The 14,403-nt window shown below is 70.7% G+C and carries 11 protein-coding genes; 4 read left to right on the forward strand and 7 right to left on the reverse strand.

Annotation, left to right across the window (positions count from 1 at the left end):
* The first annotated feature begins 22 nt into the window (after positions 1–22).
* Positions 23–697: a GNAT family protein gene (locus AB0300_RS13485; RefSeq protein ID WP_366216173.1), complete on the forward strand. Its 675-nt coding sequence runs from the start codon at positions 23–25 to the stop codon at positions 695–697.
* 95 nt (positions 698–792) lie between these two features.
* Here AB0300_RS13485 and AB0300_RS13490 read toward each other — a convergent pair whose 3' ends face one another.
* Both AB0300_RS13490 and AB0300_RS13495 read right to left on the reverse strand, forming a co-directional pair.
* A complete protein-coding gene (locus AB0300_RS13490) occupies positions 793–1,956 on the reverse strand; it encodes an acyl-CoA dehydrogenase family protein (protein ID WP_025104683.1) in 1,164 nt (387 codons plus the stop codon).
* Positions 1,957–2,120: 164 nt separating this feature from the next.
* Positions 2,121–3,050, reverse strand: a complete 930-nt coding sequence (locus AB0300_RS13495; RefSeq protein WP_315106812.1) for a M15 family metallopeptidase — start codon at positions 3,048–3,050, stop codon at positions 2,121–2,123.
* Positions 3,051–3,124: 74 nt separating this feature from the next.
* Between AB0300_RS13495 and AB0300_RS13500 the strand changes: the two genes are divergently transcribed.
* Positions 3,125–4,219 carry an Rv2578c family radical SAM protein gene (locus AB0300_RS13500; RefSeq protein ID WP_366216174.1) on the forward strand — a complete coding sequence of 365 codons (1,095 nt, stop codon included), beginning with the start codon at positions 3,125–3,127 and terminating at the stop codon, positions 4,217–4,219.
* A 43-nt stretch (positions 4,220–4,262) separates the two neighbouring features.
* A complete protein-coding gene (locus AB0300_RS13505) occupies positions 4,263–4,802 on the forward strand; it encodes a YaeQ family protein (RefSeq protein WP_062637342.1) in 540 nt (179 codons plus the stop codon).
* Between the two features lie 70 nt (positions 4,803–4,872).
* Here the strand turns inward: AB0300_RS13505 and AB0300_RS13510 are convergent, their stop codons facing one another.
* On the reverse strand, positions 4,873–6,939 hold the full coding sequence (locus AB0300_RS13510) for a DEAD/DEAH box helicase (protein ID WP_366216175.1): 2,067 nt from the start codon (positions 6,937–6,939) through the stop codon (positions 4,873–4,875).
* A gap of 273 nt (positions 6,940–7,212) precedes the next feature.
* On the opposite strand from AB0300_RS13510, the gene AB0300_RS13515 reads away from it, so the two are divergent.
* On the forward strand, positions 7,213–8,109 hold the full coding sequence (locus AB0300_RS13515; protein ID WP_025104688.1) for an aldose 1-epimerase family protein: 897 nt from the start codon (positions 7,213–7,215) through the stop codon (positions 8,107–8,109).
* A gap of 96 nt (positions 8,110–8,205) precedes the next feature.
* Here AB0300_RS13515 and AB0300_RS13520 read toward each other — a convergent pair whose 3' ends face one another.
* The 4 genes from AB0300_RS13520 to AB0300_RS13535 all read right to left on the reverse strand — a co-directional run bounded on the left by AB0300_RS13520 (position 8,206) and on the right by AB0300_RS13535 (position 14,403).
* Positions 8,206–11,346, reverse strand: a complete 3,141-nt coding sequence (locus tag AB0300_RS13520; RefSeq protein WP_366216176.1) for an efflux RND transporter permease subunit — start codon at positions 11,344–11,346, stop codon at positions 8,206–8,208.
* Positions 11,347–11,362: 16 nt separating this feature from the next.
* A complete protein-coding gene (locus AB0300_RS13525; RefSeq protein ID WP_366216177.1) occupies positions 11,363–11,950 on the reverse strand; it encodes a TetR family transcriptional regulator in 588 nt (195 codons plus the stop codon).
* 160 nt (positions 11,951–12,110) lie between these two features.
* Positions 12,111–13,307 carry a Gfo/Idh/MocA family oxidoreductase gene (locus tag AB0300_RS13530; protein WP_197462162.1) on the reverse strand — a complete coding sequence of 399 codons (1,197 nt, stop codon included), beginning with the start codon at positions 13,305–13,307 and terminating at the stop codon, positions 12,111–12,113.
* 40 nt (positions 13,308–13,347) lie between these two features.
* On the reverse strand, positions 13,348–14,403 hold the full coding sequence (locus AB0300_RS13535; protein WP_366216178.1) for a LacI family DNA-binding transcriptional regulator: 1,056 nt from the start codon (positions 14,401–14,403) through the stop codon (positions 13,348–13,350).

Raw genomic sequence — 14,403 nt, forward strand, 5'->3', positions numbered from 1 at the left:
GGAGCGGTGCCATACTGTGGCGATGACAGTCGCCGACCTGGTTCGCCGCTGGCCCGCCGCGGGAGTGCGAGCGCGTGCCGGAGACCTCGAGCTGCGGTGGCTGGATGACGATCTCCTGGTCGTCCTGGGCGACCTCGCCGCACGCGGCGTGCACGATCCGGAGCGGATGCCCTTCGCCGTCCCCTGGACGCGCGGTGACACGGACACCGTCGTACGCCGACTCCTGTCGTACCAGTGGCACGCCCGCTCCCAGATCGCTCCCGAACGGTTCATGCTCGAACTCGGGGTGCTGGTGGACGGCATCCTCGTCGGCGTCCAGGGCGCGAGCGCCGACGATTGGGGAGTACGGCACCGAGCGGAGACGGGCTCCTGGCTCGGTATCGAGTATCAGGGCCGCGGCATCGGCACGCGGATGAGAGCGTTGATGCTTTTCGCACTGTTCGACGGCTTGGGGGCACGAGAGGTGACCTCGGGCGCCTTCGCAGACAACGCCGCCTCGAACGCGATCTCCCGGAGGGTCGGCTACCGTCCCCACGGCACGACGATGGTGGTCCGCGAGAACGCGGCGACTCCGCACCACAACTACTCGATGACCAGGGATCGCTTCGAGGCTGTCCGCGAGCAGAATCTCGCCCTGCTGGGAGGTGCCGTCACGCTCGACGGGTTCGACACCCTCCGGCTCATGCTCATCCCCTGACCGGGCACGACTTCGGAGTCACAGCACGGCACGCCGAGGCGGAAGACGCCGCCCCGGCGTGCCGATAAGAATCTCCGAAGCTGTGCCCGGGGACCTCAGCGCTTGCCGGCGATCTGACGCCCGACGATCTCGCGCATGATCTCGTTCGTGCCGCCGTAGATGCGGTGCACACGGGCGTCGAGGAAGGCGCGGGCGATCGGGTACTCGGTGATGTAGCCGTAGCCGCCGTGGAGCTGGACCCCGGCGTCGAGCACCTCCCACTCGCGCTCGGTGGCCCAGAACTTGACCTTTGCGGCCTCTTCGGCCGAGAGCCTGCCGTCCTTGTACGCCAGGAGCGCGCGGTCGATGAAGGCCCACAGCGCGTCGACCGTGGCGGACATGTCGGCGATGGTGAAGCGGCTGTTCTGGAAGTCGATGATGCGCTCCCCGAAGGCCTCGCGGTCCTTCGTGTAGGCGACGGTCCAGTCGAGCGCGGCCTGTGCGGCGGCGGCTCCGGCCACGCCGATCGAGAGGCGCTCGAGCGGGAGGTTCATCATGAGCTGGATGAAGCCCTTGCCCTCGACGCCGCCGATGAGGTTCTCCTCGGGCACGAACACGTCGCTGAACGACAGCTCGGCGGTGTCGTGACCGTGGAAGCCCATCTTCGAGAGCTTCTTGCCGTTGTCGAACCCCTCCATGCCCTTCTCGATGAGGACGAGGCTGAACGCGTCGGGCCGGTTGCCCTCGCCCGTCTTGACGAAGGTCACGACGAGGTCGGCGGTCGCACCGGACGAGATGAACGTCTTGGCGCCGTTGACGAGGTAGCCGCCGTCGACCTTCTTCGCCGTGGTCTTGATGCCGCGGAGGTCGGAGCCGGCACCGGGCTCGGTCATGGCGAGCGCGCCGACGACCTCGCCGGTGGCCATGCGGGGCAGCCACTTCTCCTTCTGCTCCTGCGTGCCCATGTGCACGAGGTACGGGACGGCCAGGTCGTCCTGGATGCCGAAGGCGCCGGCGAGCGAACCCGCACCGGCTGCGATGACCTCTTCGTTCACGATCGCGCGGAAGCGGTAGTCCTGCAGCATCCCGGCGCCGCCGAACTCCTCGGGCACGGAGAGCCCGATGATGCCGGCCTCACCCGCGGCGCGCATCGTGGCGCGGTCCACCTCGCCGGCGGCGTCCCACTTCTCGATCGCCTCGTGCGTGACGTGGCGCTTGACGAAATCCTTGACGAGGTCGCGGAATGCCTCGTGATCCTCTTCGTAGATGTCGCGTTCCATGCCGTCCTCCCGAACGTGTCGTGCGTCGTTGCTCCGGCGAGTCTACGGCGGGAACACGGGGCAGGACAGGCGATTGTGAGAATGCATCCCATCCCGAGTGGGACTGGGTACCGCGTTTGTGGAAAGCCTCAGAGCACGCCGAGCGCCACCGCGGACCCGTCCGTTCAGTGCTCGTAGTCGGGAGCGGCGGGCAGGCCGAAGAACTCCTCGAGGGTGTGGAAGCCGCCCTCGTGATACGCCGCCGCGAGCTCCGTGCCGACGTAACGCAGGTGCCAGGGCTCCGGCGCATACCCGGTGACCGGGGTGCCGACCTGCTCGTAGCGCACGATGAACCCGTACTCCCAGGCGTGCGCGGCCACCCACTCGCTCTGCCGCGTCGCCCCGAAGCCGTCGAGACCGCCGCATTCGGCATCGCAGGCCACCACGTCGAGGGCGAGACCGGTCTGATGCTCGCTATGACCCGGCCGCGCCGAGCCGGCGTCCGCGTCGGCCTGCCCCTGGTCCCGCACGTGGGCCCCGTAGGTCGCGACCTGGAGCCCGTAGGAGCGGTAGCCGTTGTTCGCGCCGATGCGGCCGACGCCCGCAGCCGCGGCGGCCTCCGCCATGCGCCCGACCGCGTCGGCGACCTCCGCGCGCACGCGGCCCGACGGCGTCGTCATCTGCAGGGGCACCTGGCCCAGTCCCGCGGGCTCGTAGGCGGCCGGATCGAGCGGACGCCCCTTGTTCACCACCACCCAGATCCGGGCGGGATCGCTGAGCGAGACGCAGGGCGCGTTCCCCGCGACCACCGCCTCACGGAAGCGCGCTCCGCCGCCGAACCCCGCGATGGTGGCAGCGTCATCCCCCGCCGCGATCGCCTCCTGCACCCCGGGGTCGGCACAGGGGTCCGCCGCGGGCGTCGCCGCGTTCTCCACCGTCGGCACCTGCATCACCGCGACCGGCCGCGGCATCTCCTCCGAGGCGACAGGGGTCGCGGCCGCCCCGGTGAGGGACAGCAGCACGCCCACCGCGGTCACCGCCAGCCCGACCGGGAGGGCGGCGCCGAAGATCGGGGAGCGCGGCGCCGCATGCTGAGCGTACGGCGAGGAGGGCATGGCCCCATTCTTCCATTCGAACATTGATGCCATACTCGCTTGACTTCGATTCGATTCTTTGTTCGACTAGGACGATGCGGTGGCAGGGACAGAAGCTCGCGGACAGCGACGAGGCGGCGCTGCCCGGTCTCGAGAACCGGTCCAGCGTCCTGCGCACGGTGACGACGCCGGAGTTCGCCGGGATGACGTTCCACGAGGTGCTGTCGAAGTCCGCTCTCAACCACGTCCCCGGGGCGTCGCGCATGCCCTTCGCCTGGACGATCAACCCCTACCGCGGCTGCTCCCATGCCTGCACGTACTGCTTCGCACGAGGCACGCACGAGTACCTCGACCTCGACGGCGGTGCCGACTTCGACACCCAGATCGTCGTCAAGGTCAACGTCGTCGAGGTGCTCGAACGGGAGCTGCGCCGCGGGAGCTGGCAGCACGAGACGGTCGCCCTCGGCACGAACACCGACCCGTACCAGCGGGCCGAGGGGCGCTACGCCCTCATGCCCGGCATCATCGAGGCGCTCGCGGCGTCGGGCACCCCGATGTCGATCCTCACGAAGGGCACGCTGATCCGCCGCGACATCCCGCTGCTGAAGAAGGCGGCGCAGCGCGTGCCGGTCGACGTGCAGATGTCGATCGCGATGTACGACGACGCGCTGCAGAAAGCGATCGAGCCCGGCGCTCCGACCACGCAGGCCCGCCTCGACACGGTGCGCGCCCTTGCCGACGCCGGGTTCCCGGTCACGGTGTTCCTCATGCCGATCATGCCGCACCTCACCGACTCCCTCGCCGCGATCGACGACGCCCTGCGCCGCATCAAGGCCGCCGGAGCGCGGAGCGTGATCTACGGAGCCCTGCACCTGCGTCCGGGCGTCAAGCCGTGGTTCTTCCAGTGGCTCGGCGAGAACCGTCCCGACCTCGTGTCGTCGTACCGGGGGCTCTATCCCGGAGCGTCCGTCGAGGCGCCGAAGCCGTATCGGCAGTGGCTCGCCAAGCGCGCTCGTCCCCTCATCCGGATGCACGGACTCGACGGCCGGCACGAAGACGACTATCCGCGGCGCGGGTTCCGCCCGGGCCAAGGCCACGTGCAGACGGAGACCCCGGCGGCCGGGCCGGTGATGTTCACCCCGAGCGGCCGCGCTGCCGCGTCCCCTCCTCCCCAGCCGATGCTGTTCTGAGTCGGTCACGGAAGGGGTGCTGCGCCACGTAGGCTCGAGGATCATGGCGATCGGTTCGACAGTCCACACGTTCGAGATGCAGCTGGCCGACACCGATCGCGGGGTCTACGAGGACGTCTCGCTCCGCGTCGCCCGGCATCCCTCCGAGACCGACGCGTACATGCTCACCCGGGTGCTCGCGTATGGACTCGAGTTCGCGGAGGGCATCGCGTTCGGCGGCAGCGTCTCCGACACGGACGAGCCCGCCGTGCTCGTGCGCGACCTCACGGGGCGGGTCACCGTCTGGATCGAGGTGGGCGCTCCCGATGCCGCACGGCTGCATCATGCCACCCGCCTCGCGGACCGGACGGTGGTCTACACGCACCGCGATCCCGCCAAGGTCATGGCGCCGTGGGCCGACAAGCGCATCCACCGGGCCGAGGACATCCGGGTCTACAGCTTCGATCCCGGCTTCGTCGACACCGCCACGCCCCACCTCGCCCGCCGCAACACCCTGACCCTCACGGTCACCGAGGGCGTCCTCTACCTCGACCTCAACGGTACGTCCCTGATGACGTCCCTCCACGAGCACACCCTCCCCTGACCCGGCCGGTGCGGAGTGCGAAAAGGCCCCGGAGACCGAAGTCTCCGGGGCCTTTCTGATCCCGAACGGGTCAGGAGGTGAGCTCGGCGGCGGACGGCACGCGCCCGGCGATCTCCTCGATCACGTCGTCGTCCAGGCGGGCCTGCTCGAACGGGGCCTCGATCTCGGCGCGACCGAGCAGCTCGGTCATCCGGCGCTGGCGCTGCCGAGTGATGAGCGTGACGACCCGGCCCGAGCGCCCCGCGCGACCCGTGCGACCGGAGCGGTGCAGGTACGTCTTGTACTCGTCCGGCGCGTCGGCCTGGACCACGAGGTCGATGTCGTCGACGTGGATGCCGCGCGCGGCGACGTCGGTGGCCACGAGGACGTTCACCCGACCCGAGGTCAGCTTCTCCAGGTTGCGCGTGCGCTTGGCCTGGTTGAGATCGCCGTGCAGCGAGACGGCCGGGATTCCCGCGTCGTCGAACTGGTCAGCCAGCATCTCGGCGTAGGCGCGCGTGCGGGCGAAGACCAGCGTCTTGCCCTCGCGGTCGACGAGCGACGTGAGGATGTCCGCCTTGTCGCGGTGCTCGATGACGAGCACCCGGTGCTCGATGGTGCTGGAGCCCTGGTCTTCGCCCGCGACCTCGAACACGGCGGGGTCGACGAGGAACTCGTCCACCAGCGCCGCGACCTCGCGGTCGAGCGTCGCGGAGAACAGGAGCTTCTGGCTGCCCTCGGCCGTGCGGCGGAGGATGCGCTGCACGGGCTCGACGAATCCGAGCTCGCACATGTGGTCGGCCTCGTCGAGCACCGCGATCCGGCAGTCGGACAGGTCGAGCTTGCCCTGGTTCATCAGGTCCTCGATACGGCCGGGGGTGCCGATGACGATGTCGACGCCCTTCTTCAGCGCGCCCACCTGGCGGCCCTGCGGCACGCCGCCGTAGATCTGCGTCGTGAAGAGGCCGACGCTGCGGGCGATCGGCTGGATGGTCCGGTCGATCTGCAGCGCGAGCTCGCGCGTCGGGGCGAGGATGATCGCGCGCGGCGCCCGTCCGAACTCACGACGCTTGCCCGCCTGCGACTGCAGCACCCGCTCGACGAGCGGTGCCCCGAAGGCGATGGTCTTGCCGGAGCCCGTGCGTCCGCGGGCGAGCACGTCGCGCCCCTCGAGGACGGCGGGAATGCTCGCCGCCTGGATCGGGAACGGCGTCGCGGCGCCCATGTTGTTCAGGGTCTCGGTGATGTTGGAGCCTAGGCCGAGGTCGGCGAACGTGACGCCCTCGACCTCGACGGCCTGCACGGCCTGTGCCTCGAGGCGCTCGTGGACGACGTCGTCGGCCTGCTCGAACGCCGCCTTCGGCTTCGCGTTCCAGTCGCTCCGGGTCGGACGCTCGTCGCGACGAGGGCGCTCGTCCCGACGCGGCCGCTCGGTGCGGTAGGCCCCTCCGGTCGACGGCCGCTCGCGCCCGCCCTCGAAGGAGCGCTGCGTGCGGTCGCGGTCGAACGCGCGGCGCGCACGGGCGGCGTCGTACGAACGCTCGGTCCCCTGGTCGCCACCGCGGGTGCGATCGCCGCCGCGGTCGTCCCGCCGCGGACGGTCGTCGCGGTTGAAGCGCGGACGCTCGTTCCGGCGGTCGTCGAAGCGCGGGCGTCCGCCGTCGCGGTGGTCGCCGTCGCGGAACCCCTGTCGCTGCGAGCCGCCGCGGTCGTCGCGCCGCGGACGGTCGTCGAACCGTCCAGCGCCGGACCGGTCGTTGTACCGCGGACGCTCGGCGCGGTCGTCGAACCGGCCGCCACCGGCGCGGTCGTCGCGGCGGTGCGGGGCCTCGCGACGCCCGGACTCCGCACGGTTGCGGATGCTGCGAGCCTCGTCGCGACCGGCGCGCTCCTGGGAGCTCCAGCGGCGCTTCGGAGCACCGGACTCGGCCTCCTCCGGGCGGTAGCCGCGGTGCCCGGGGCTGCGGCTCCCGGGGCGACGGTCGTACCCGCCGGTCGCGCGACCCTCGCGGTCGTCGCGTGCGGGACGCTCGTCGCGAGCCGTGTCCCGACCGCCGGCCGGACGGTGGCGGTCGTGGAACGAGGTCTTCTTGGCGCCGTAGCGCGGCTCGAAGTTCGCGGCGGCGCGACCGCCGCGGGGCTTCTTGTTCTTGGGCATTCGGGTGTCCTTCTTGCGTTCTCGCACGAGAACAGCGCTGCGCGCACGCGCGAGCACTCCGATCCAGCGGAGTCCGGACGATCTGCGGCCGGGGCCATTCCTGTGATGGTTGATTCGCGTCGATCGACGCGCACCATCGGCCCCTGGACTCACACTTCACACACTGAAAAACGTCCGCGCCCTGCGCGGGTGTCCGAAGCCGACCGTCTCAGTCTACCCGGCATCCCTGGGAGACCCCCGCACTCCGGCGGCCTGCGGCACTACGATGTCGAGGTGAACTCCGTCTCTCCCACCGGCACCCAGGTCCATCTCCGTCTCGGCGACGTGACCGCGCAGATCGCCCAGGTCGGCGCCTCTCTCCGTGCCCTCCGGATCGGCGAGGTCGATCTCATCTCCCCGTATCCGCTCGACATCCCGACGCCGTCGTGCTCGGGCGTCGTGCTGACCCCCTGGCCCAACCGGGTGCGCGACGGCCGCTGGGACGACGAGGGCACCGTGCGCCAGCTCGCGATCACCGAGCCGAAGACGGACAACGCCAGTCACGGCCTGCTGCGCTTCACGGCGTACGCCATCGAGCAGACGGAGGGCGCCGCGACGCTGCGGGCGACCGTCTTCCCGCAGACCGGCTACCCGTACCTGATCGAGACGTCCGTCGCGTATGTCCTCACCGCGGACGGCATCGAGGTCACGCACACGCTCACCAACTGGTCCGACTCCCCCGCGCCCGTCGCGGTCGGCACACACCCGTTCCCCACGATCGGCGATGTCGACCCGCACGACCTCGTCCTCCGGGTGCCCGCCCGCACCGCCTTCGAGACGGATGACCGCATGCTCCCGATCGGCACCCGTCCCGCCGATCCCGAGCTGCGCGAGGGCATCCGCGTCGGCGACGTCTCGCTCGACACCGGGTTCACCGACCTCGACCGCGACCCGGACGGCCGGGTGCGGCACACCCTCACCGCCCCCGACGGCCGGACCGTCACGCTCTGGCAGGGCGAGGGCTTCGACTTCGTGCAGGTGTACACGGCCACGAACTATCCCGGTACGCCGCTCGCCGTCGCGATCGAGCCGATGACCGCCCCGGCTGATGCCCTCAACAGCGGCCGCGGCCTGAGACGCCTGGCCCCGGGCGAGACCTGGACCGTGGAGTGGGGCCTCTCCTTCGCCTGACCGCGGTCCACCGCTCCGGAGAACACACGCGGAAGGGCCCCGATCCTCGTCTCCTCGACGGGACCGGGGCCCTTTCTCCGCGTTGCGGACGCGCGACTACTCGCCGTGGTTCTCGCGCAGCTCGCGCCGGCTGACCGGCGTGCCGTCCGTGTGCACGGGGACCGGGGCGCCATCGTCGTGCGGCTCGCCCTTCCGCGCGCGACGGCGCTCCCGCGCCCCCTCGACGAGGTTGTACAGGGTCGGCAGCACGATGAGCGTCAGCACGGTCGAGGAGACGAGCCCGCCGATCACCACGATCGCCAGCGGCTGCGAGATGAAGCCGCCGTGCCCGGTGATCCCGAGCGCCATCGGGGTGAGGGCGAGGATGGTGGCGAGCGCGGTCATGAGGATCGGGCGCAGACGCTTCTCCCCTCCCGCCATCACCGCCTCCGCGGTCGACAGTCCCTTCTCCCGGTACTGGTTCACGAGGTCGACGAGCACGATCGCGTTCGTCACCACGATGCCGATGAGCATCAGCACGCCGATCAGCGAGGCCACGCCGAGCGGTACGCCCGTGATGATCTGCAGCAGGATGGCGCCGGTCGCCGCGAACGGCACCGAGATCAGCAGCAGCAGCGGCTGACGCAGCGACTTGAACGTCGCCACCATCACCACGTACACGATGAGGATCGCGGCGAGCATCGCCAGGCCGAGCTGCGCGAACGAGTCGGCCTGCTGCGAGGCGACGCCGCCGACCTCGGCCGAGGCGCCGTCCGGCAGGTCCGCGGCGGCGAGCGCCTCGGTGACCGACTGGGTGGCGACCGCGAGGTTGTCCGATGCGGGCGGCACGGTGACGGTCGCGGTGCGCCGTCCCTGCTCGGTGGTGATCGAGGTCGGACCGTTGCGCTGCTCCACGGTCGCGATGTCCTCCAGCGGCACGATGCCCGCCGCGGTGGGGATCGCGAGCTGCTGGAGGGCGTCGACGGTCGTCGGCGGCTCCGGGTTGACGAGGTACACGGTCAGCGCGGTGTCGTCGATCTCGACCGAGCCGATCTGCTGGGGACGCATCGTGTTCGACACGATCGATCCGACGGCGACCTCGGACAGTCCGACCTGGGCGGCGGCCTCGCGATCCACGACCACGGCGATGTACGGCAGCGCCTCGGCGAGGTTGTCGGTCACCTGCCCGATGCCCTCGCGGCCGTCGAGCTCGTCCACCACGGCGAAGGTGGCGGTGGCGAGGTCGTCGCCGCTCGCGGCCGACACGGTGATCTCGATGTCGCTGGAGCCGAAGCCGGCGGATGCCGCGACGGCGACCTCGCCGACCTCGTCGCCGAGGCCGTCGATCGCGTCCTGCACCTCGGCGCGCAGCTTCTCCTGGTCGGCGTCGCCGTCGGTGAGCACGGAGTACGTGATGCCCGCACCGCCGGAGAACGCGTCGCGCAGCGCGGAACCGCTCGACCCGATGGAGGCCTGCACGTGCTCGATGCCGTCGATGTCGAGGAGGGCCTCCTCGACGGGGACGGCGGCGTCGGACTTCGCCTGCAGGCTCGCGGTCGGCCCGAGGTCCTGCGTCACGGTCATGGTGTTCTGACCGGAGTCGCTGAGGAAGTTCACCTTCATCAGCGGGGCGGCGGCGAGGGTCCCGGCGAGGACCACCACCGCGAGCGCGACCGTGATGCCCGAGTGCTTCAGCGTCCAGCCGAGGATGGGCCGGTAGCCGCGCTGCAGCCGCGTCGGCGGGGCGGCCGGGTCCTCCGGGTCGATCGCGTTCCCCTGGTCGTCGAGGAGCGGCTTGCCGGGCTTGAGGAACCAGTACGCGAGCACCGGGACGATCGTCAGAGCCACGAAGAGCGACGCGACCATGGCGATCGTGACGGTCATCGCGAACGGACGGAACAGCTCGCCCACCATGTCGCCCACGAACACGATCGGCAGGAACACCGCCACCGTCGTGATGGTCGAGGCGGTGATGGCGGCGGCGACCTCGCGCACGGCGAGACGGATCGCATCGCCCTTGTCCGCGTCGCCCACGTAGTGGCGCTTGATGTTCTCGATCACCACGATGGAGTCGTCGACCACGCGGCCGATCGCGATCGTGAGCGCCCCGAGGGTCAGCACGTTGAGGGAGTAGCCGAACGCCTGCAGCCCGATGAAGGTGATGAGGACCGAGGTCGGGATCGAGATCGCGGTGACCAGGGTCGAGCGCACCGACATCAGGAACACGAGGATCACGAGCACGGCCATCACGAGACCGAGCAGACCCTCCGTGGCGAGGGTGTCGATGGACTGCACGATGAACGGCGCCTGGTCGAACACGACCGTGAACTCCGCGTCCGGAAGCGCCTCCCCGATCTCGTCGAGGGCCGCGATGACCCCCTGCGACACCTCGACCGTGTTGGCGGCGGGGAGCTTCGTGATGGAGATCGACAGGGCGTCCTCGCCGTCGACGCGGGAGATCGAGGTCACCGGGTCGGACACCTGCTCCACCGTCGCGACGTCGCCGATGGTGACCGCGGTGCCGACGAGCGGCAGGGCGGCGATCTCGTCGACCGAGGTGATCTTCGCTCCGGTCTGCACCGTGAGGGTCTCGTCATCCTCGGTGATCTCGCCGCCGGGGAACAGGGTGCCGTTCTGCTGGAGTGCCGTGCTGATCGCCTCGCTGCTCTGTCCGGCGGCGGCGAGCTTCGCGAGGTCGGGGGTGATGGTGATGCGCTGTCCGACGCCGCCGACGATCTCGGCCGCGTTCACCCCGTCGACGTCCTCGAGGTCGGGGATCGCGACGCTCTCGAGCTGCGCCTGGGCGTTGTCCGCGTCGTCGAAGCCGGTGACCGCCACCTGGATCACCGGGAAGTCGTCGATCGAGACCGAGAGCACCTGCGGCGTGACGTCCTCCGGCAGCTGCGAGGAGATGCGGTTGATCGCCTGCTGGATCTTCTGCTCCGCGGTCGCGAGGTTCGTGCCGTACGAGAACATCGCCTGCACGATGGACGCATTGGTCGTGCTCGTCGCGGTGGTCGACTCCAGGTCGGGAACCCCCTGGATGGCCGACTCGATCGGCGTCGAGACGTCGTTCTCGACCACCTCGGGCGAGGCGCCGGGGTACGTGGTCATGACCACGAGTGCCGGCAGCTCGAGCGACGGGATGAGCTCCTGCTTGAGGTTGGTCAGCGCGAGCCCGCCGAACACCGCGGCGACGATCGTCACGAGCGCGATGAGGGCGCGGTTCTTCAGGCTGAGGATGGCGAGTTTCGACAAGGCGTGGTCCTCGGTGTCAGGGGGTGGCGGTCGCTGCGGATGGGAGGGAGAGAGGTTCTCCGAGGATCCGCGCCAGTGCGGATTCGAGGAAGGACTGTTCGAGATCGACGTCGCGGATCTGCGTGCTCCACATGACGCCGTCGATGAAGATCATCGCCGCTCGGGCCCGGTCGGCGCCATAGGTCGGCTCCAGGAGGTCGACGAGGCGGTCGGACAGGTGGCGCGCGAGCTCGCGCAGACGCGGATCGTGGACGGCCGCCGTGACCACCGCTCGATCCGCCTGCACGGCGTGTCCGTCGTGGATGCTGTCGTGGACGAGCGCGGCGATGACGTCGGCCCCGGCTCCGCGGTCGGCGAGGGTCTGCCGCACCCCGTCGAGCCGGCATTCGATCTCGTCCGCGAGGGCACGGACGGCGGCGCTGCGCAGGTCGTCGAGGGTGTCGAAGTACTGGGTGGTCGCCCCGAGCGGCACTCCGGCGCGGGCGGCGACCATGCGGTGCGTGATGGCGTCGGCCCCGACCTCGATGATGAGCTCGGCGGCAGCCGTGACGATCTCCCGACGGCGCGCTTCGGGATCACGCCGCCGACGCGCGCTCTCCGCCATCGCTCACCCCCTGGACACCCGTACATGTACGTTTGTACATTCGCTCCGGTGTGAACTCCCTGAGAGCCCCGCCCCTCTCCCCCTCCCCCCTCGCTGCGGGATCAGAAACGTGCCTGGGAGACGCGGTTCGGGTGCCCTATTGCACTCCCCTGCCGGTGGGTCAGGCGGCGGAGGAGGAGGGGGTGGAGGAGGGGGTCTGGCCGCGCTCGAAGTAGGCGACGAGCTCGGGGTCGAGCGGAGGGACGGAGATCGCGGAGCCGTCGCCCCGGAGGGACGCGGTCGCGAGGATCCCGGCGGCCACGGCCTCCCGCGCCGCGACGGGAGAGGTCGCCGTGAGACCACCGTGCCGCACGAACCGGAGGAACTCGGCCACGAGCAGCGCGTCGGCACCGTCGTGTCCGGCGTCGGGCACCTCGGGCACGATGAACACCTCGTCCGCGTCGGCCGCCCCGGCATGCCGACGGTTCCACAGCCTCACCTCGCTGCCGGCCACGTCGCCGAAGTTCTCGATGCGCCCCTCGGTGCCGATCACGGTGTAGTTCCGCCAGTAGTCCGGGGTGAAGTGGCACTGCTGGTAGGACGCGAAGATCCCGCCCTCCAGCCTCAGGTTCACCATCGAGATGTCCTCGACGTCGACGACGGGGTGGAGTCCCGTGAGCGCGGTCGGCGGCCAGTTGTCCATGCTGAACCAGTCGGGCATCCGCTCCCCCGCGCGGTCCCGCCGGTCGGTGATGTCGCCGTAGACGCTCAGGCCGCCCATCGCCGCCACCTGCTCGGTGTACGCGCCGGCCAGCCAGTGGATGATGTCGAGGTCGTGCGCCCCCTTCTGCAGGAGGAGTCCGGTGGTGCGGCTCCGGTCGGCGTGCCAGTCCTTGAAGTAGAAGTCGCCGCCGTGCCCCACGAAGTGCCGCACCCACACGGCCTTCACCTGCCCGATGCGCCCGTCCTGGATGAGCCCGCGCATGAGGGTGATCACGGGCATGTGCCGCATGTTGTGGCCGATGTAGAGCCGGGTGCCGGTGCGTCGCGCGGTCTCCAGCATGCGGTCGGCGTCGGCGAGATCGATCGCGAGGGGCTTCTCGCAGAAGACGGGCACCCCGGCCTCCAGCGCCCGGATGGTCAGGGCGGCGTGCGTGTCGTCCGGGGTCAGCACCATGACGGCGTCGACGCCGGATGCGAGCAGCTCGTCGAGGGAGTCGGTGATGAGCGCGTCGGGGACGAGCGCCCTGGCGTCCTCGCGGGCGCGGGGGGCGAGGTCGCAGACGGCGGTGATGCGGGAGCCGTGCCCCGGCCGGTGCACCTCCTCCTGGAGGGTGGAGCGCGCGCCGAAGCCGATGATGCCGATGTGGAGGTCCAACAGAAGTCCTTCGTGACAGAGGGGGAGAAAAGGGGGCGGCTCAGCGGCCGCGGGTTGCCGGGGCGTCGAGGTCGGTCGAGCCGCCGGGGACGAGGGCCCAGGGGAACTCGTGCAGCGCCCCGGGCGAGGGCTCGCCCTCGAGCGCCTTCTCGACGATGATCCGCGCCTGACGCTCGTAGAAGTCCGTGGGGCCGACGGTGGTGAGGGTGGGCGCGATGAGCCGTGCGTCCGGCGTGTTCCCGACACCGATCACCGCGACGTCGTGCGGCACGCGGAGCCCGAGCATGTGCGCGGCGTTGATCGCGGCGATCGCGGCGAAGTCGGTCGTCGCGTACACGGCGTCCGGGCGGTTCTCCTGCGACAGCAGCTCGATCGCGGCGGTGAAGGCGCTGGCCTGGGTCTCCGCGTAGGTCACGGTCCACGCCGGATCCGGGGAGATGCCGGCCGCCGCGAGCTTCTCGACGTACGGCGTGTAGCGCGTGACCTGGGTTCCCGCGAGGCGGACGGCACCCTCCGCGGCGATGCAGCCGATGGCCGTGTGCCGCTCCAGCAGGTGATCCATCGCGAGTTCGCACCCCGGGATCGCGTCCGAGCGGATGACGTCGAAGCCGTCCGGCTCCAGATGCTCCGAGAACACCACGAGCCGCTGGCCGCGCTTGACGAGGTCGCCCAGCCGTCGGGCGTCCTCCTCGTCCAGGCCGACGCCGTCGAGATACGCCACGTCGCTCTCGACACGGTCGAGGGCCGCGTGCCAGTCGCCGTCGGCGAGGATCAGCGTCGTCAGCCCGTGCCGGTTCGCCTCGGCGTTCACGGCGTCGGCCACCGCCAGCGACCACGGATCGCTCAGCATGTGCAGGGAGAGCTGCACCATGCCGCTGCGACCCGTGCGGATCGCCCTCGCCGCCGTGTTCGGCCGGTAGTTGAGCTCGTCCGCCGCCGCGAGCACCCGCGCCGCGGTGGCCTCGGCCACGCCCGCCCCGCTGGCCCCTGCTCGCCCGGAGAACACGTACGAGACGGTCGCGGTCGACACTCCGGCACGTTCGGCCACCATCCGCAGGGTCGGGCGGCGGCTCGGGGCGTGCTCACGCTGTGCCAT

The sequence above is a fragment of the Microbacterium sp. NPDC078814 genome (genome assembly GCF_040702645.1).
Classification (GTDB): domain Bacteria; phylum Actinomycetota; class Actinomycetes; order Actinomycetales; family Microbacteriaceae; genus Microbacterium.